We start from the raw sequence: 16,871 nt of genomic DNA, 5'->3' as shown, positions 1-16,871 counted from the left end.
GCCGGGCGCCCCTGTCCGCTGCGGCGGCCCGCGCACGGGCGGCTCGCCGACACCGTGTGCGACGGCGGGCACCGCGGTCCGGCATGATGCAGACCCTGGCTCTGAGCCATCGACCGCCACGACGAGAGGAAGTACGAGATGAGCCCAGCCGACGACGGCCGCAGCATCGGTCAGCTGGTCGCCTCGGCGACGACCGAACTGTCCGCACTGGTCCACGAGGAGATCGCGCTGGCCAAGGCCGAGCTGCGGCAGGACGTCAAGCGCGGCGCGATCGGCAGCGGCGCGGCCGTCGCCGCGGGCATCCTCGCGCTCTTCTCACTGCCGGTCTTCAGCTTCGCCGCGGCCTACGGCATCCACAACCTGGGGATCGGGCTCGCCTGGTCGTTCACCATCGTGGGAGGCGTGTACCTGTTGCTCGCGCTCGTGCTCCTGCTGCTGGCCAAGGCCAAGCTGTCCAAGATCAAGCCGCCCGAGCGTTCGATCGCTTCGGCCAAGCAGTCGGCGGCCGTGCTGTCGGGCGTCAAGCCTCACCCCCGAGCCGTTCCGGGCGCGCGGAGGGAGCTCAAGTCCGTCGAGGCGGAGCCCATGGCCGTCGAGCACGTGACACGCTCTTCCACATGACGGACAGCACGGACAGCACGGACGGCGCGGGCGACACGGGCACGACGGACACGGCAGAGATGAGCGACACGGCAGACACGACAGGCGCGGCAGGCGTGAACCACTCCGGCGCCCCCTCCTCCGTCATCCGGATGGACGGCCCCTGGACACACCGGGACGTCGCCGCCAACGGTGCGCGCTTCCACATCGCCGAGATGGGCGAGGGCCCGCTGGTGATGCTGCTGCACGGTTTTCCGCAGTTCTGGTGGGCCTGGCGGCACCAGTTGCCGGCCCTCGCCGAGGCGGGCTACCGCGCGGTCGCGATGGACCTTAGGGGCGTGGGCGGCAGCGACCGCACCCCCCGCGGCTACGACCCGGCCAACCTCGCGCTCGACGTCACCGGCGTGATCCGCTCCCTGGGCGAGCCCGACGCCGCCCTCGTCGGTCATGATCTGGGCGGTTACCTTGCGTGGACGGCGGCGGTGATGCGCCCGAAGCTGGTCCGGCGCCTGGCCGTGGCCTCGATGCCGCACCCGCGCCGCTGGCGCGCGGCCATGCTCGGCGACCTGCGGCAGACGGCGGCCGGGGCGTACGTCTGGGGCTTCCAGAGTCCCTGGGTTCCCGAGCGGCGTCTGGTGGCGGACGACGGAGCGCTGGTCGGCCGCCTGCTGCGGGAGTGGGCCGGGCCCCGGCTGCCGGAGGACGACGCGGTCGAGGTCTACCGGCGGGCGATGTGCGTCCCATCCACCGCGCACTGCTCGATCGAGCCGTACCGGTGGATGGTCCGCTCGCTGGCACGCCTGGACGGCTTCCAGTTCAACCGCCGTATGAAGCGGCCGGTCCGTGTCCCCACCCTCCACCTGCACGGCTCGCTCGACCCGGTGATGCGCACCCGCAGCGCGGCGGGCTCGGGCGAGTACGTGGAGGCCCCGTACCGCTGGCGGCTGTTCGACGGGCTGGGCCACTTCCCTCACGAGGAGGATCCGAAGGCGTTCACGAGCGAGCTCGTCGACTGGCTGAAGGACCCCGAACCGGACCGATGATAAGAGCACGTGACGCCCGCATAGGCCAATTGACGGACCATTGGGCGGTTACCGACCTTGAGGCACGGGCAGAGTCCGGAGTATGGGTTGGACGCACGACTACCGTGACGTGTCACGCGACATCCGGGAACAGAGCAGCGCGCAGGGCTCGCCCCCGCGCTCCGCGCGGGACCACCGCGATCTCGGCGATCTCCGCGATCCCCAGCTCGGCATCCCTCACATCCTGCGCCGCCGTGCCCGCTGGGTAGGCGCGCGGCTGCGCCATACGCGCGGCTGACGCCGCCCACCGAGCGCCCGCCGCACCGCCCGGTCCTCCTCCGGTCGGGCCTCCTCCGGTCCCATGCCGCCGTCCGGCCGCCGAAGCCGTGGCGGGCGGCGGAGCCGGGGCCGTGGCCGGGTGGCGGAACCGGGGGCCGGACACCGGTCCTCACATCGCGCACCCCTGGCTGTCCACCGGCCCCCGGGACGCCCGTCCCTGCAGGATGTCCTGGCGGATCTCGTCGTTGGTGAGCGCGTAGCCGGTGCTCTCGTTCTCCAGGGACTTGGCGAAGATGACGCCGTAGACCCTGCCGTCGGGCGTCAGCAGCGGGCCGCCGGAGTTGCCCTGCCGGACCATGGCGTGCAGGGAGTAGACGTCGCGGCGCACCGTGCCCCGGTGGTAGATGTCCGGGCCGGTCGCCTGGATACGGCCGCGTACCCGCGCGGAGCGGACGTCGAACCCGCCGTTCTCCGGAAAGCCCGCGACGATCGCGTCGTCGCCGGTCTCCGCGTCGTCCTCCACGAACCGCAGCGCCGGCGCCTGGAGTGACGGCACGTCGAGCACGGCGATGTCGCGCTCCCAGTCGTAGAGGACGACCGTGGCGTCGTACAGCCTGCCCTCGCCGCCGATCTGTACGGTCGGCTCGTCGACGCCGCCGACCACATGCGCGTTGGTCATCACCCGGCCGCGGGCGAAGACGAAGCCGGTGCCCTCCAGCACCTTGCCGCAGCTCTGCGCGGTGCCCAGGACCTTGACGATGGAACGCTTGGCGCGGGCTACGGCCGGACTGCGCGCCAGGGCAGGATCCGGCGGCTCCACCGAGGTGATCGGCTCGTTGGCGAACGGCGAGAAGACCTGCGGGAAGCCGTTCCGCGCGAGCACCGAGGTGAAGTCGGTGAACCAGGTGTCGGCGCTGTCCGGCAGCGCCCGGGAGACCCCGTGCAGCACCGCGGAGCCGCGTACCTCACGGGCGACGACGGGCACGGCCGTGGAGGCCAGCAGCGAGCCGATCAGCCAGGCGACCAGCAGCATGGCCACGACGTTCACCAGGGCGCCGCCGGAGGCGTCCAGCGCCCGGGCCGGCGACCAGGTGATGTGCCGGCGCAGCCGGTTGCCCAGATGGGTGGTGAACGCCTGGCCGACCGAGGCGCACACGATCACCACCGCCACCGCCGCGATCGCACCCGCCGTCCCCGGCGACGCGCCGTCGGTGAACTCGTTCCAGAGGAGCGGCAGCAGATGGACCGCGGCGAGCCCGCCCCCGAGGAAACCGGCGACCGACAGCACACCGACCACGAAACCCTGGCGGTAGCCCACGACCGCGAACCAGACGGCGGAGAGCAGCAGCAGTACGTCCAGCACGTTCACGTCGCCCACCGTCTCACGCGTGCCAGTCCAGGGGGACGCTGCGGTCGGTGTCCCACGGCCGCTCCCATCCGGCGAAGTGCAGGATCCGGTCGATGATCCCGGCGGTGAAGCCCCACACCAGCGCGTCGCTGACGAGGAAGCACGGACCGCGGTAGCCGCTGGGGTGTCTGGCCGTGGCACGGTTCGCCGGGTCGGCGAGATCGGCCACGGGCACGGTGAAGACCCGGGCCGTCTCGGCCGGGTCCACCGGGGCCACCGGACTCGGCTCCCTCCACCACCCCAGTACGGGCGTGACGACGAACCCGCTCACCGGGATGTAGACGCGCGGCAGCCGCCCGAAGACCTGCACCCCGGACGGGTCGAGCCCGGTCTCCTCCTCCGCCTCCCGCAGCGCGGCGCGCAGCGGCCCGTCGCCCTCGGGATCGCCGTCCTCCGGGTCGAGGGCGCCGCCGGGGAAGGACGGCTGTCCGGCGTGCGAGCGGAGGCTGGAGGACCGCTCCATCAGCAGCAGCTCCGGCCCGGTCCCCGCCCCACCGCCGACGCTCCCGGACCTCCCGCCGCCCTCCCCGAAGAGCACCAGGACCGCGGACTGCCGCCCGCCCCCGTCGCTGGGCGGCAGGAAGCGGCTGAGCTGCCGCGCCCGCACCGTCGACGCCACGTCGGCCACCGGGCGCAGCCAGTCCGGCAGCCCCCGGTCGGTGACGGCCACCGGGCCGGCGGCCGGACCGGCGACGGGACCGCGGTGCTTCTCCTGTGCCTCTCTCATCCGCGCTCCGCTCAGGCGCCCAGTGGCGGCGCCGGCTGCCCGGGGTAGTCCGCGGGGGGCTTGAGCCGCTGGCCGGGCAGGCCCCCCATCTCGTACTTCAGCAGCTTCTTCGCCTTCTCCGGGTCCGTCTCGCCCTCGCCGTAGGAGGGACACAGGTGTGTGATCGGGCAGGCGCCGCAGGCGGGCTTGCGGGAGTGGCAGATGCGGCGGCCGTGGAAGACGACCCGGTGCGAGAACATCGTCCACTCGCTCCTCGGGATGATCCCGGCGATCTCGGCCTCGACCTTCTCCGGGTCGGTCTGCTCCGTCAGCCGCCAGCGGCGCACCAGCCGCCCGAAGTGGGTGTCCACCGTCAGGCCGGGCCTGCCGAAGGCGTTCCCCAGCACCACGTGCGCCGTCTTACGGCCGACGCCGGGCAGGGAGACCATGTCCTCGAGGCTGTCCGGCACCTCGCCGCCGAAACGGTCGCGCAGCGCCGCGGAGAGGCCCAGCAGCGACTTGGCCTTGTTGCGGAAGAAGCCGGTGGGCCGGATCAGCCCCTCCAGCCGTTCGGGGTCGGCCGCGGCCATCTCCTCCGGCGTGGGGTAGGCCGCGAAGAGGGCGGGGGTGGTCTGGTTGACCCGCAGATCGGTGGTCTGGGCGGAGAGGACGGTGGCGACCAGCAGCTGGAAGGGGTTGTCGAAGTCCAGCTCGGGGTGGGCGTAGTAGTACACCTCGGCCAGCTCGCGGTTGATGCGGCGGGCACGGCGGACCATGGCCAGCCGCGTCTCCGGCTTGCTCCCCGCCTTCCTCCTCCCTCCCCCGGCCGTTCTCGGCGGCTTCGCCTGCGTTACCCGTTCGGCGGACACTCGTTCGCCCACGGCGGAATCCTGGGATGGGTCGCGGGACACCGTCACCCGTACGCCCCCTTTCCGTCCGGCCTCACCGGCGTGTTGGACACCCGGCCAGCGTACGGGGGAGCGCCGACATCCGCCCCGCTCGCCGCCGATCCGGGGCCCAATCGGACCCCTGGCGCACGCGCCGGACGCCGGGTGCGTCAAACTTGTGACTGATCGCACTGTTTCACCGTCCGGCATCATGGGGGCGACAGACCCGTGGGCACGTGGACAAGGAGAGAACTCGTGGACGACGTTCTGCGGCGCGCCCCGCTCTTCGCGGCGCTTGACGACGAGCAGGCCGCCGAGCTGCGTGCCTCCATGACGGAGACGACGCTCGCGCGGGGTGAGGCCCTGTTCCACGAGGGCGACCCCGGGGACCGGCTCTACGTCGTGATCGAGGGCAAGGTCAAGCTCCACCGCACCTCCCCGGACGGCCGGGAGAACATGCTGGCCGTGCTCGGCCCCGGCGAGCTGATCGGCGAGCTGTCCCTGTTCGACCCGGGCCCCCGTACGGCCACGGCGACGGCGCTGACCGAGGTCAAGCTCTTCGGCCTGGGCCACGGCGACCTCCAGCCCTGGCTGAACGCCCGCCCCGAAGTCGCCACCGCGCTGCTGCGCGCCGTCGCCCGGCGCCTGCGCCGCACCAACGACTCGATGTCCGACCTGGTCTTCTCCGATGTGCCCGGCCGTGTCGCCAAGGCACTGCTGGACCTGTCGCGCCGCTTCGGCGTGCAGTCCGAGGAGGGCATCCACGTGGTGCACGACCTCACCCAGGAGGAGCTGGCCCAGCTCGTCGGCGCATCCCGTGAGACCGTCAACAAGGCGCTGGCCGACTTCGCCAGCCGCGGCTGGCTGCGGCTGGAGGCCCGCGCGGTCATCCTGCTGGACGTGGAGCGGCTGGCGAAGCGCTCGCGCTGACCCCCGCTCCCCCGGAGCCCGGAGAGCCCGGAGAGCCCGGAGTCCTTACAGCCCCGGGACCTTCGGAACGCAGCCCGGAGGCACGGCCCGTCACACCAGGCCGTGCTCCTCCAGGTACTCCAGCTGCGCCCGCACCGACAGCTCGGCGGCGGGCCACAGCGAGCGGTCCACGTCCGCGTAGACGTGTGCCACGACCTCCTGCGGCGTCCGGTGGCCCGCCTCCACGGCCGTCTCCACCTGGGCCAGACGGCTCGCCCGGTGCGCCAGGTAGTACTCGACGGCCCCCTGTGCGTCGTCCAGCACCGGCCCGTGCCCCGGCAGCACCGTGTGCACGCCGTCGTCCACGGTCAGCGAGCGAAGCCGCCGCAGGGAGCCCAGGTACTCGCCCAGCCGCCCGTCGGGGTGGGCCACCATCGTCGTGCCGCGCCCCAGGACGGTGTCGCCGGTCAGCACCGCGCCGTCGGCGGGCAGATGGAAGCTGAGCGAGTCCGAGGTGTGCCCCGGTGTGGGCACCACCCGCAGCTCCAGGCCGCCCGTGGTCACCACGTCCCCGGCCGCCAGTCCCTCCTCCCCCAGCCGCAGCGCCGGGTCGAGGGCACGTACGGCCGTCCCCGTCAGCTCGGCGAAGCGGGCGGCTCCCTCGGCGTGGTCCCAGTGGCCGTGGGTGAGCAGCGTCAGCCCAACCCGCCGGCCCGACCGCTCGACGGTGTCGATCACCTGGCGCAGGTGCCCCTCGTCCAGCGGACCGGGGTCGACGACGACCGCCAGCGGCGAGTCCGGCTCGGCGACGATCCAGGTGTTGGTGCCGTCCAGTGTCATCGGCGAGGGGTTCGGCGCCAGCACGCACACCGCGCGGGCGGTGCCCATGCCGTCGATGGCGCCGCCGCGCGGCTGCCCGGGCAGGGCGGAGGCGTCGGTCACGGCGCGCCCCCCGCCGTCCGCCGGGCCGCCGGCACGTGCTTGGTGAACTCCTCGTGCCCCGGCCAGCTCAGCACCACCCGCTGCCCGCCGGATCCGTCGTCCTCCAGGCTCGCCCTGGCCAGTACGGGCGTCAGGTCCCGTTCCCCGGAGGCCTCCAGCGCCGCGGCGGCGCCGGCGTACGGCACGAGCTGCCGCAGGGTGGCGATCGTCGGGGGCATCATCGTCAGCTCGCCCCGGTCGTAGGCGGCGGCCGCGTCCGCCGGGCGGATCCACACCGTGCGGTCGGCCTCGCCGGAGACGTCGCGGGTGCGCTGCCCCTCGGGCAGGGCGGCGACGAAGAACCAGGTGTCGTAGCGCCGCGCCTCGAACTCCGGGGTGATCCAGCGCGCCCAGGCACCCAGCAGGTCGCTGCGCAGGACCAGCTCGCGGCGGGTGAGGAAGTCGGCGAAGGACAGCTCGCGGGCCACCAGGGCGGCGCGGTCCGCCTCCCAGCCCTCGCCGGTGGTGTCGGCGACGACCGTGTCCGGGTCCGGGCCGGCCAGCAGGACGCCCGCCTCCTCGAAGGTCTCGCGCACGGCGGCGCACACGACGGCCTGCGCGACCGCCTCCTCCACCCCGAGCCGCCGCGCCCACTCCTCGCGCGCCGGGCCCGCCCAGGCGACCGCGCCCTCGTCGCGTGGGTCCACCCCGCCGCCGGGGTAGGCGTACGCGCCCGCGGCGAAGGCCATGGAGGCGCGCCGGCGCAGCATGTGGACGGCCGGACCGCCCTCGGCGTCCCGCAGCAGCATCACGGTAGCCGCCCGGCGCGGGGGCACGGGCGTGAGCCTCCCCTCGGCCAGGGCGCGGATGCGCTCGGGCCACTCGGGCGGGTACCACTGCCCGTCGCGCTGGGGCGTGGAGAAGGCGGATGACGGCGGCGTTGACGGCATGGCCGGATCGTACGGCCGCGGGCCGCGATGTTCGAGTGCGGGCCTCGAACACCGCGGACCCCGCGGCCCGCCACCGACGGCGGCCTGTCCCCGTTCGCACCGGTCCGCACCGAGCGGGCCGGTGCGGACCGGTACAGGGGCCTGCCGCCCGGTGGCTCAGTGCGCCAGCTCGACCTGGATCTCGATCTCGACCGGTGCGTCGACCGGCAGCACCGCGACGCCCACCGCGCTGCGCGCGTGCATGCCCTTGTCGCCCAGCACCTCGCCCAGCAGGTCGCTGGCGCCGTTGAGCACGCCGGGCTGACCGTTGAAGTCCGGGGCGGAGGCGATGAAGCCGACCACCTTGACGACCCGGGCGATCCGGTCCAGGTCGCCGGCGACCGACTTCACGGCCGCCAGGGCGTTCAGCGCGCAGATCCGGGCCAGGTCCCTGGCCTCCTCCGGCGTCACCTCGGCGCCGACCTTGCCGGTCACCGGCAGCGCGCCGTCGACCATCGGCAGCTGGCCCGCGGTGTACACGTAGGAGCCGGAGAGCACCGCCGGGACGTACGACGCCAGCGGCGCCACCACCTCCGGCAGGGTCAGCCCGAGCTCCGCGAGCCTGGACTCGACCGAGCCGCGCGCCTCGCTCACTGCTTCTCCCGCTTCAGGTACGCCACGAGCTGCTCCGAGTTGTTCGGGCCGGGCACCACCTGGACCAGCTCCCAGCCGTCCTCGCCCCAGGTGTCCAGGATCTGCTTGGTGGCGTGCACGAGCAGCGGTACGGTCGCGTATTCCCATTTCGTCATGGGGCCGACCTTAGCCCGTGCCCCGCGGCCCGCCCCGCGCCCTCCCCCGGTGTCCCCCGCCGTCCCCGCCGTCCTACGCCGTCCCGGTCCGCCGCCGCCGGAGCCCGGGCGCACCTCCATGGCCCATCCGCACGCGTACTCCCCCCGTCCGGTGGTTAGGCTCCGAAGGGTGAGCAGGCTGCATGTGGTGACCGGCAAGGGCGGGACCGGAAAGACGACGGTCGCCGCCGCACTCGCGCTCGCCCTCGCCGAGGAGGGCAAACGCACACTCCTGGTGGAGGTCGAGGGGCGGCAGGGCGTCGCCCAGCTCTTCGAGACCGAGGCACTGCCGTACGAGGAGCGGAAGATCGCCGTCGGGCCGGGCGGCGGCGAGGTGCACGCGCTGGCCGTCGACGCGGAGAAGGCCCTGCTGGACTACCTGCAGATGTTCTACAAGCTCGGTGGCGCGGGACGTGCCCTGAAGCGGCTCGGCGCGATCGACTTCGCCACCACCATCGCGCCCGGCGTGCGCGATGTCCTGCTCACCGGCAAGGTCTGCGAGGCGGTGCGCCGCCGCACCCGCGGCGGCGGCTTCGTCTACGACGCGGTGGTCATGGACGCGCCGCCCACCGGCCGGATAACCCGCTTCCTCGGCGTCAACGACCAGGTGGCCGGGCTGGCCCGGGTCGGCCCGATCCACAACCAGGCCCAGGCCGTGATGCGGGTGCTCAAGTCCTCCGAGACCGCCGTGCACCTGGTGACCCTGCTGGAGGAGATGCCCGTCCAGGAGACCGTGGACGGGGTCGCCGAGCTGCGCGCCACCGGGCTGCCGGTCGGCGGCGTGTTCGTCAACATGACGCGGCCGGCGGTACTGGACAGGGCCGCGGTGCGGGCCGCCGAGGAGTCCCGCACCGAGATCGCCAAGGCACTGTCCCGGGCGGGTCTGGGCGGCGCGCGGCGCGGCGGCAAGGCCGAGCAGCTGATCGGCCCGCTGCTGCGCCAGGCCCACGAGCACGCCGAGCGGCTGGCGCTGGAGGGCGAGTTGCGGTCGGAGATAGCCGGGCTGGAGCTGCCCGCGTACGAACTGGAGCTGCTGGCCGAGGGCGCCGACCTGCCCGGCGTCTACCTGCTCGCCGGCGAGCTTCGCGAACAGCTGCGTGAACAGGGGGTGGCCCGGTGACGGCACGGACGGCCGAAGCGGGTGCGGCACAGACGCAGACGTACGGACAGGCGCCCGGGCTGGGCACGCTTCCGGTGCTGGACGTCGACGCGCTGATCGACGACCCCGGCACCCGGATCGTGGTCTGCTGCGGCGCCGGCGGCGTGGGCAAGACGACGACGGCCGCGGCCCTGGGCGTACGCGCGGCCGAACGCGGCCGGAAGGTCGTCGTCCTCACCATCGACCCGGCCCGCCGGCTGGCCCAGTCGATGGGCCTGACCGAGCTGGACAACACCCCGCGCCGGGTCGAGGGCGTCGACGGCGCGCCGGGCGGCGAGCTGCACGCGATGATGCTCGACATGAAGCGGACCTTCGACGAGATCGTCGAGGCCCACACCGACCCCGAGCGGGCCCGCGCGATCCTGGAGAATCCCTTCTACCAGTCGCTGTCGGCCGGTTTCGCGGGGACGCAGGAGTACATGGCCATGGAGAAGCTCGGCCAGCTCCGCGCGGGCGACGAGTGGGACCTGATCATCGTGGACACCCCGCCGAGCCGTTCCGCGCTGGACTTCCTGGACGCGCCCAAGCGCCTGGGATCGTTCCTGGACGGGCGGTTCATCAGGCTGCTGACGGCTCCGGCGAAGGCCGGCGGCCGGGCGGGGCTGAAGTTCGTGAACCTGGGCGTGTCCGGGCTGTCGGTGTTCACCGGGCTGCTCAACAAGCTGCTGGGCACGGGTCTGCTGCGCGACATGCAGACGTTCGTGGCGGCGATGGACACGATGTTCGGCGGCTTCCGCACCCGCGCCGACGCCACGTACCGGCTGCTCCAGGCGCCGGGCACGGCGTTCCTGGTGGTGGCGGCCCCGGAGCGCGACGCGCTGCGCGAGGCGGCGTACTTCGTCGAGCGGCTGGCCGCGGACCGGATGCCGCTGGCGGGACTCGTGCTGAACCGGATGCACGGCAGCGAGGCGGCCCACCTCAGCGCGGAGCGGGCGCTGGCGGCCGCGGAGAACCTCGAGGAGGACGGCATCGTCGGTCCCCCCAACGGCGAGGAGGACGATGAGCGGTCCGCCCCGGACTCCGGCGACGGCTCCGGCGACGGCTCCGGCGGCCTCCCCGAGGAATCCCCCTCGGCTCCCGCGACGGCCGAGCGGCTGGCCGCGGGCATGCTGAGGCTGCACGCGGAGCGGATGCACGTCCTGGCGCGCGAGCGGCGCACGCGCGACCGCTTCGCCGCGCTGCACCCGGAGGTGCCGGTGGCCGAGGTAGCCGCGCTGCCGGGCGATGTGCACGACCTGGAGGGGTTGCGGACGATCGGCGGGCGCCTGGCGGAGCAGCCCGGCGTCGAGCCCGCCTGAGCCTCACCGCCGGCCCTGCCGGTCCAGTGGTCCGCGCGCCGGCGCCGTGGGCGCCTCCGCGGGCCCTGCCGGAACCCGGAGAACGGTTTCAGCCCGCGGCGGCGTAGTCGCCGCTGTACCGCCGCGTGTCGTGCTCGCGCATCTCGACCTCCACGGGCAGCAGGCCCGCGCTGCGCTCGTACTCGGTGCGCGCGGTCTCCAGCAGCCGCCGCCAGGAGGTGACCGTCGGGCGGCGGCGCAGCAGCGCTCTCCGTTCCCGCTCGGTCATCCCGCCCCAGACGCCGAACTCCACACGGTTGTCCAGGGCGTCGGCCAGGCACTCGGTGCGCACCGGACATCCGGTGCAGACCGCCTTGGCGCGGTTCTGCGCCGCCCCTTGTACGAACAGTTCATCCGGATCCGCAGTGCGGCAGGCCGCCTGCGCGCTCCAGTCGGTAACCCAGCCCATGCCGGCGCCGTCCTCTCCCGAATCGAGGCTCCCCCACGGCGGCAGACGGCATATTCACCGCTGCCAGGGCAGGACGTTACGGAAGGTGGCCAGGGCGCAACACCCCCGACGGGCCCAATCTTGAATGGCCCGAACGGACTATGCGTGCGTGGCAGATCACCCAACGGAGTGACTGAAGAATGATCTCGACTCATCGTCAGAAAACAGACATCATGCGCATATTGCAAGAGATCGAGACCGGACGTTCCCTGACACCGGATTGCAATTCGGTCACATCTCAACACCCGATGGAGTGAACCGTGAGTTGACAAGGAACCGAACGACCGTGTCAGACGTGATACAGCGTAGGCGAACACACGCACACCTGTCCGGCGATTGAGAACGTAGGCTGCCCTCATGCCAAACAAGCGCTCGGGTGGCGGGCTGTCCGGGACCCAACAGGCCGCCAAGTTCCTCGGCGTCAGCGTGCTCTCGGGAGCGGTGCTGGCGGGCATCGCGCTGCCTGTGGCCGGCGGCCTCGGACTGGCCGCCAAGGGCACCGTCGAGAGCTTCGACGAGATCCCCATGGACTTCAAGCGCCCCCCGCTCAGCCAGAAGAACCGGATCCTCGACTCCGAGGGCAACCTGATCGCGACCGACTACTACCGCGACCGCACGGTGGTGCCGCTGAAGAAGATCAGCCCCACCATGCGGAAGGCGATCGTCGCGATCGAGGACTCCCGCTTCTACGAGCACGGCGCGATCGACCTCAAGAGCGTGATGCGCGCCCTGAACAGGAACGCGCAGCAGGGCGGGGTCGCCGAGGGCGGGTCCACCCTCACCCAGCAGTACGTCAAGAACGTCTTCGTGGAGCAGGCCGGCGACGACCAGGAGAAGGTCGCCGAGGCCACCCAGCAGACCATCGGCCGCAAGATCCAGGAACTGAAGTACGCGATCAGGATCGAGGAGGAGCTCAGCAAGGAGCAGATCCTCGAGAACTACCTCAACATCACGTTCTTCGGCCAGCAGGCGTACGGCATCGAGGCCGCGGCCCGGCGCTACTTCTCCAAGAACGCCGCCGACCTGGAGCTCCACGAGGCGGCGCTGCTGGCCGGGCTCGTCCAGTCCCCCACCTACTACGACCCCGTCAACTACCCCGACCGGGCGGTCAAGCGCCGCAACATCGTGCTCAACCGCATGGCCGAGACGGGGGCGGCCGGCAAGGCGGACGTCGCGGCGGCCAAGAAGAAGGACCTGGGCCTCAAGGTCAGCAAGCCCAGGAGCGGCTGCATCACCTCCGTCGACAGGGCGGGCTTCTTCTGCGACTACGTGCGCAAGGTCATTCTGAGCGACCCCGTCTTCGGCAAGACCGAGGAGGAGCGCAAGGACCTGTGGAAGCGCGGTGGCCTCACCGTCCGCACCACGCTCTCGCCCAAGGCGCAGAAGGCCTCCGCCGACGCCGCCACCAGCATGGTCTACGAGGACGACCCGGTGGCCACCGCCGTGGTCCAGGTCGAGCCCGGCACCGGCAGGATCCTGTCGATGGCCCAGAGCCGCCCGTACGGCCTGGACCAGAACAAGAACCAGACCCTGCTCAACCTCTCGGTCGACAACGACATGGGCGGCAGCACCAGTGGCTTCCAGGTCGGCTCGACGTTCAAGCCGATCGTCGCCGCCGCCGCGATGGCCGAGGGCATCAGCCCCGCGAGCACCTACAAGAGCGACTGGAAGACCTCCTTCAAGGAGGGGGAGTTCACGGTCTGCGGCAACAAGCCCTACGGCAGCAAAGAGTGGTCCGTCCAGAACGAACTGGAGTCCGAGAAGGGCACCTGGGACATGACAGGCGCTCTCAGCAAGTCGATCAACACCTACTTCGTCGACCTGGGTCAGAAGGTCGGTCTCTGCGACATCGTGAAGATGGCCGAGAAGATGGGGGTCAAGCGCGGCGACGGCGAGTCCCTCGAGCAGCGGCCCGCCATGATCCTGGGCGGCCAGAACAGCAGCCCGCTGACCATGGCCGCCGCGTACGCCACGTTCGCCAACCGCGGCACCTACTGCTCGCCGGTGGCGATCGAGAAGATCACCGACGCCGACGGCAAGAAGCTCCCGGTCCCCAGGACCAAGTGCGAACGGGCGATGTCCGAGCACATCGCGGACTCCGTCAACAAGATGCTCAAGGGCGTGGTGGAGGACGGCACCGGCACCAGGGCCGGCCTGACCGACCGCGACAACGCGGGCAAGACCGGTACGACGGACGGCCGCAAGGACGCCTGGTTCGTCGGTTACACCCCGAACCTCTCCACCGCCGTATGGGTCGGCGACGATGTCGGCACCCCGATGGAGATGTACGACCTCACCATCGGCGGCCGTTACTACGGCAAGGTCTGCGGTGGCTGTCTGCCCGGTCCCATCTGGAAGACCGCGATGCGCGGGGCTCTGAAGGGCGAGCCCGTCGAATCCTTCAACGACGTCCGGGTGCCGCGGGCCGACACCGACGACAAGAAGGACCGGGACCGCGGCGGAGACGACGACAAGCCCGGTGACCGGCGTCCCGGCAACCCGTTCCCCGACATCTCCCTCCCGCCCGGCATCATCGGCGGAGGCGGCAACGGGGGCCCCGGCGGGGGCGGAGGCGCCAGCACCATGGGCGGCACCACCGACGGTGCCACGGTGGGCACCACCGTGGGCGGTGTGACCGGTGGCGAAACAGGCGGCGACAGCATCGGCGCCACCTCCACCACCGGGGGCTGGGACGCCGGCGGCGGCAACGGCACGAACGGCACCAACAGCAACGGAGGTTGGCAGACCTCCGGCCAGGACGGCGGCTGGAGCCCGCGGTAGCCGGTACGGCAGCACGCGGCGCTCACAGAAACACACATGAACACACCGGAGGGGCCCCGCACCGGGGCCCCTCCGCCGTTCCTCCGCCTACCTGCGGACTTGCGAGCCGTAGGCCCGCAGGTAAGCGGTCAGCCCGCCAGTCGCTTCTTGACGGCGGCAGCCACCCGGCCGCCCTCCGCACGCCCCGCCACCTTCGGGTTCACGATCTTCATCACTGCGCCCATGGCCCTCGGCCCCTCGGCCCCGGCCGCCCCGGCCTCCGCCACGGCATCGGCCACCAGCGCGTCCAGTTCCCCGTCGGTGAGCTGCTTGGGCAGGTACTCGGCGAGCACCTCGCCCTCCGCGCGCTCCCGCTCGGCCTGCTCGGCGCGCCCGCCCTTGGCGAACGCGTCCGCCGCCTCGCGCCGCTTCTTGGCCTCACGGGTGATGATCTTCTCGACCTCGGCGTCGGACAGTTCACGGGCGCTCTCGCCCGCCACCTCCTCCTTCTGGATCGCGGTCAGCGTGAGGCGGAGGGTGGAGGAGCGCAGCTCGTCGCGTGCCCTGATCGCCGCGGTGAGGTCGTCCTGGAGCCGGGTCTTGAGCGTGGTCATGTCGGAAGTGTGCCAGGAGGTGGAGCCCGACGCCCACCACATTGTGCCGCGCCGCCCCCGGCCCCCCGTCCCTCCTCCCCACGCGGCCCCGGCCTGGGCCGTTCCCGTCGCCCGTGCGTCCGCACCCCACCCGTATGTCTGCGACCATGGGCCCATGCCTGCGCGATACCCGCTCTCCCTCAGAATCCCCCTCGGCATCACGGCGGTAGGCGCGGCCTGCCTCGCCTACTCGGCGGGCGTCGAAGCCCGTTCGTTCCGCCTCAGGCGCGTCACGGTGCCCGTACTGCCCCGCGGGATGCGGCCGCTGCGCGTGCTCCAGGTCTCCGACATCCACATGGTCGGCGGCCAGCGCAAGAAGCAGCACTGGCTCCAGTCGCTGGCCGGGCTGCGGCCCGACTTCGTGGTCAACACCGGTGACAACCTCTCCGACCCTGAGGCCGTCCCCGAGGTCCTGGACGCTCTTGGCCCGCTTATGGAGTTCCCCGGCGCGTACGTCTTCGGCTCCAACGACTACTACGGCCCCCGGCTGCGCAACCCCGCCCGCTACCTGTTGGAGAAGGCCAGCGGCCGCCACGGCCTCAACGGCAACCCCCCGGTCGTCGGCGCCGTCCACAACCCGTGGGAGGGGATGCGCGACGCATTCGACGCGGCGGGCTGGGTCGGCCTGTCCAACACACGCGGCCGGATCAAGCTCGACGGCGGCGAGGAGATCGCCCTCACCGGACTGGACGACCCGCACATCAAGCGCGACCGCTACGACGAGGTGGCCGGCGGTCCCGAGCACGACGCGGACCTCCCCCTCGCCGTCGTCCACGCCCCGTACCTGCGCGTCCTGGACGCCTTCGCCGCCGACCGCTATCCGCTGATCCTGGCCGGCCACACCCACGGCGGCCAGCTCCGGGTCCCCTTCTACGGCGCCCTGGTCACCAACTGCGACCTGGACACCGACCGGGCCCGCGGCCTGTCCCACCACGAGGCGGACGGCCACCGTTCCTACCTCCACGTCTCGGCGGGCTGCGGTGCCAACCGCTACACCCCCTTCCGGTTCGCCTGCCCCCCGGAGGCCACTCTCCTCACCCTGATCGAGCGCCCCTGACCGCGCCCGCCACACCCCCCGTCCCGCCTCCGCCGCACCCCGGAAACCGGATTTCTCCTGAGCGCGGGCGTGGGCTAAAGTAGTCCTCGTTGCACACGGGGTGTGGCGCAGCTTGGCAGCGCGCTTCGTTCGGGACGAAGAGGTCGTGGGTTCAAATCCCGCCACCCCGACAGCCGAAACACCAGGTCAGGGGCCTGATCCGCGAGAGCGGGTCGGGCCCCTGACCTGTTTCATGGGGCGCTCTCGGGAGCCGCTTGGAGCTGGGCGAATCCCGCCCGAGCTCTTTGCGGTCGGGCGACCCGTCTTTGCCCGGCCGGTGCGCTGCTATGTCGACGCTCCCGTCACTATGCCCAGCAGTGTGAGCGTGTAGAAGGCCGTGCTCCAGGCCAGCGCGTGGCGTATGCAGCGGTATTTGGTCCAGACGATCTGGGACAGGGCCGCCAGTTGGCTCAGGTCCCGGGACACCGGGTCGGTGCGGCGGACCGTGCGCTCCAGGTGTGTGACCGACATCGCGAGCCTGACGTCACCGAAGTAGTGGGTGCGGAAATGGTGGGACTTTCCGAGCCGCGGGGTCACGGCCAGGCCGAGCAGGACGATCGCCGGTACGCAGGCGGCGCAGCCCACCCAGAGGAGGAGCTGCGGGACGACGGCGTACCCCCGTGGGACGATGACACCGCTGCCGATCGCCCCGAGCAGGGCGGTCAGGGACGCCCCGAGGGACGCCAGCATGAGGCCGGCCTTGTTGTCGGCCTTCACGAGTTCCTCACGGGCCTCGGCCAGCAGGATCCTGGCGAGTTCCGCGCCGCGGTCGGCAGTGGCCGCGGTGTCCGGAGCCCTGGCGGCGTCCGGGGCCGCGTCGGCATCGCCTCCGGGTGTGGTCATGCTCTGCCCTTCCGTTCCGTCGGTGTCGGACGGCCGCCCCGGCGTGCGGGGCGGCCGTGGTGCTGT

General features: G+C 72.3%; 18 protein-coding genes and 1 tRNA gene. 9 read left to right on the top strand and 10 right to left on the bottom strand.

The genetic code is table 11. The features are described 5' to 3' along the window. Positions 1-138 precede the first annotated feature (138 nt). The 3 genes from IQ279_RS23175 to IQ279_RS23165 all read left to right on the top strand — a co-directional run bounded on the left by IQ279_RS23175 (position 139) and on the right by IQ279_RS23165 (position 1,920). Positions 139-621, top strand: a complete 483-nt coding sequence (locus tag IQ279_RS23175; RefSeq protein ID WP_206351098.1) for a phage holin family protein — start codon at positions 139-141, stop codon at positions 619-621. 131 nt (positions 622-752) lie between these two features. Continuing rightward, positions 753-1,643, top strand: coding sequence for an alpha/beta fold hydrolase (locus IQ279_RS23170; RefSeq protein WP_241028598.1), 891 nt, complete (start codon positions 753-755; stop codon positions 1,641-1,643). 82 nt (positions 1,644-1,725) lie between these two features. Next, positions 1,726-1,920, top strand: coding sequence for a hypothetical protein (locus IQ279_RS23165; protein ID WP_093657465.1), 195 nt, complete (start codon positions 1,726-1,728; stop codon positions 1,918-1,920). 150 nt (positions 1,921-2,070) lie between these two features. Here IQ279_RS23165 and IQ279_RS23160 read toward each other — a convergent pair whose 3' ends face one another. From IQ279_RS23160 to nth, 3 genes are read right to left on the bottom strand one after another with little or no spacing between them, the layout of a single operon-like run. Continuing rightward, on the bottom strand, positions 2,071-3,270 hold the full coding sequence (locus tag IQ279_RS23160; RefSeq protein ID WP_206351104.1) for a MarP family serine protease: 1,200 nt from the start codon (positions 3,268-3,270) through the stop codon (positions 2,071-2,073). Between the two features lie 13 nt (positions 3,271-3,283). Further along, positions 3,284-4,036: an NUDIX hydrolase gene (locus IQ279_RS23155; protein WP_206351096.1), complete on the bottom strand. Its 753-nt coding sequence runs from the start codon at positions 4,034-4,036 to the stop codon at positions 3,284-3,286. 11 nt (positions 4,037-4,047) lie between these two features. Then, on the bottom strand, positions 4,048-4,791 hold the full coding sequence (gene nth / locus IQ279_RS23150; protein ID WP_241028596.1) for an endonuclease III: 744 nt from the start codon (positions 4,789-4,791) through the stop codon (positions 4,048-4,050). 366 nt (positions 4,792-5,157) lie between these two features. On the opposite strand from nth, the gene IQ279_RS23145 reads away from it, so the two are divergent. Further along, entirely contained in the window at positions 5,158-5,832 is a 675-nt protein-coding gene (locus IQ279_RS23145; protein ID WP_093657459.1) for a Crp/Fnr family transcriptional regulator, read from the top strand. Positions 5,833-5,922: 90 nt separating this feature from the next. Here IQ279_RS23145 and IQ279_RS23140 read toward each other — a convergent pair whose 3' ends face one another. The 4 genes from IQ279_RS23140 to sp36 form a co-directional block, all read right to left on the bottom strand. Next, positions 5,923-6,753, bottom strand: coding sequence for an MBL fold metallo-hydrolase (locus tag IQ279_RS23140; RefSeq protein WP_206351092.1), 831 nt, complete (start codon positions 6,751-6,753; stop codon positions 5,923-5,925). Next, positions 6,750-7,682 (bottom strand): NUDIX hydrolase, encoded by a 933-nt coding sequence (locus IQ279_RS23135; RefSeq protein WP_206351091.1) that lies wholly within the window; start codon positions 7,680-7,682, stop codon positions 6,750-6,752. Before IQ279_RS23135 ends, IQ279_RS23140 begins: the two co-directional genes overlap by 4 nt. A gap of 156 nt (positions 7,683-7,838) precedes the next feature. After that, the gene (locus IQ279_RS23130) at positions 7,839-8,315 is read right to left on the bottom strand and encodes a RidA family protein (protein ID WP_206351089.1); all 477 of its coding nucleotides are present in this window, start codon (positions 8,313-8,315) and stop codon (positions 7,839-7,841) included. Beyond that, positions 8,312-8,470: a Sp36 family protein gene (sp36, locus tag IQ279_RS23125; protein WP_181768530.1), complete on the bottom strand. Its 159-nt coding sequence runs from the start codon at positions 8,468-8,470 to the stop codon at positions 8,312-8,314. Before sp36 ends, IQ279_RS23130 begins: the two co-directional genes overlap by 4 nt. 169 nt (positions 8,471-8,639) lie before the next feature. On the opposite strand from sp36, the gene bagA reads away from it, so the two are divergent. Next, entirely contained in the window at positions 8,640-9,629 is a 990-nt protein-coding gene (gene bagA, locus IQ279_RS23120) for an ATPase BagA (RefSeq protein WP_206351087.1), read from the top strand. Continuing rightward, positions 9,626-10,966, top strand: coding sequence for an ATPase BagB (bagB, locus tag IQ279_RS23115; protein WP_206351085.1), 1,341 nt, complete (start codon positions 9,626-9,628; stop codon positions 10,964-10,966). Before bagA ends, bagB begins: the two co-directional genes overlap by 4 nt. Before the next feature lie 88 nt (positions 10,967-11,054). Here bagB and IQ279_RS23110 read toward each other — a convergent pair whose 3' ends face one another. Next, positions 11,055-11,414, bottom strand: a complete 360-nt coding sequence (locus tag IQ279_RS23110; RefSeq protein ID WP_206351083.1) for a WhiB family transcriptional regulator — start codon at positions 11,412-11,414, stop codon at positions 11,055-11,057. A 396-nt stretch (positions 11,415-11,810) separates the two neighbouring features. Here IQ279_RS23110 and IQ279_RS23105 point away from each other — a divergent pair, with 396 nt between their 5' ends. Beyond that, positions 11,811-14,234 (top strand): transglycosylase domain-containing protein, encoded by a 2,424-nt coding sequence (locus IQ279_RS23105; protein ID WP_206351081.1) that lies wholly within the window; start codon positions 11,811-11,813, stop codon positions 14,232-14,234. A 128-nt stretch (positions 14,235-14,362) separates the two neighbouring features. On the opposite strand, the gene IQ279_RS23100 is transcribed toward IQ279_RS23105, so the two are convergent. Continuing rightward, positions 14,363-14,827 carry a GatB/YqeY domain-containing protein gene (locus IQ279_RS23100; RefSeq protein WP_206351079.1) on the bottom strand — a complete coding sequence of 155 codons (465 nt, stop codon included), beginning with the start codon at positions 14,825-14,827 and terminating at the stop codon, positions 14,363-14,365. Positions 14,828-14,981: 154 nt separating this feature from the next. Between IQ279_RS23100 and IQ279_RS23095 the strand changes: the two genes are divergently transcribed. Together IQ279_RS23095 and IQ279_RS23090 are read left to right on the top strand one after the other, a co-directional pair. After that, positions 14,982-15,923, top strand: a complete 942-nt coding sequence (locus IQ279_RS23095; RefSeq protein ID WP_206351077.1) for a metallophosphoesterase — start codon at positions 14,982-14,984, stop codon at positions 15,921-15,923. 96 nt (positions 15,924-16,019) lie between these two features. Continuing rightward, positions 16,020-16,093, top strand: a tRNA-Pro gene (locus IQ279_RS23090). Positions 16,094-16,247: 154 nt separating this feature from the next. On the opposite strand, the gene IQ279_RS23085 is transcribed toward IQ279_RS23090, so the two are convergent. Beyond that, on the bottom strand, positions 16,248-16,805 hold the full coding sequence (locus IQ279_RS23085; RefSeq protein ID WP_206351076.1) for a Pycsar system effector family protein: 558 nt from the start codon (positions 16,803-16,805) through the stop codon (positions 16,248-16,250). Positions 16,806-16,871: the final 66 nt, after the last annotated feature.

The organism is Streptomyces verrucosisporus, assembly GCF_017114865.1.
GTDB lineage: Bacteria > Actinomycetota > Actinomycetes > Streptomycetales > Streptomycetaceae > Streptomyces > Streptomyces fenghuangensis.
The sequence above is the reverse complement of the archived record's forward strand: the minus strand, read 5'-3'. Positions and strand labels throughout refer to the sequence as shown.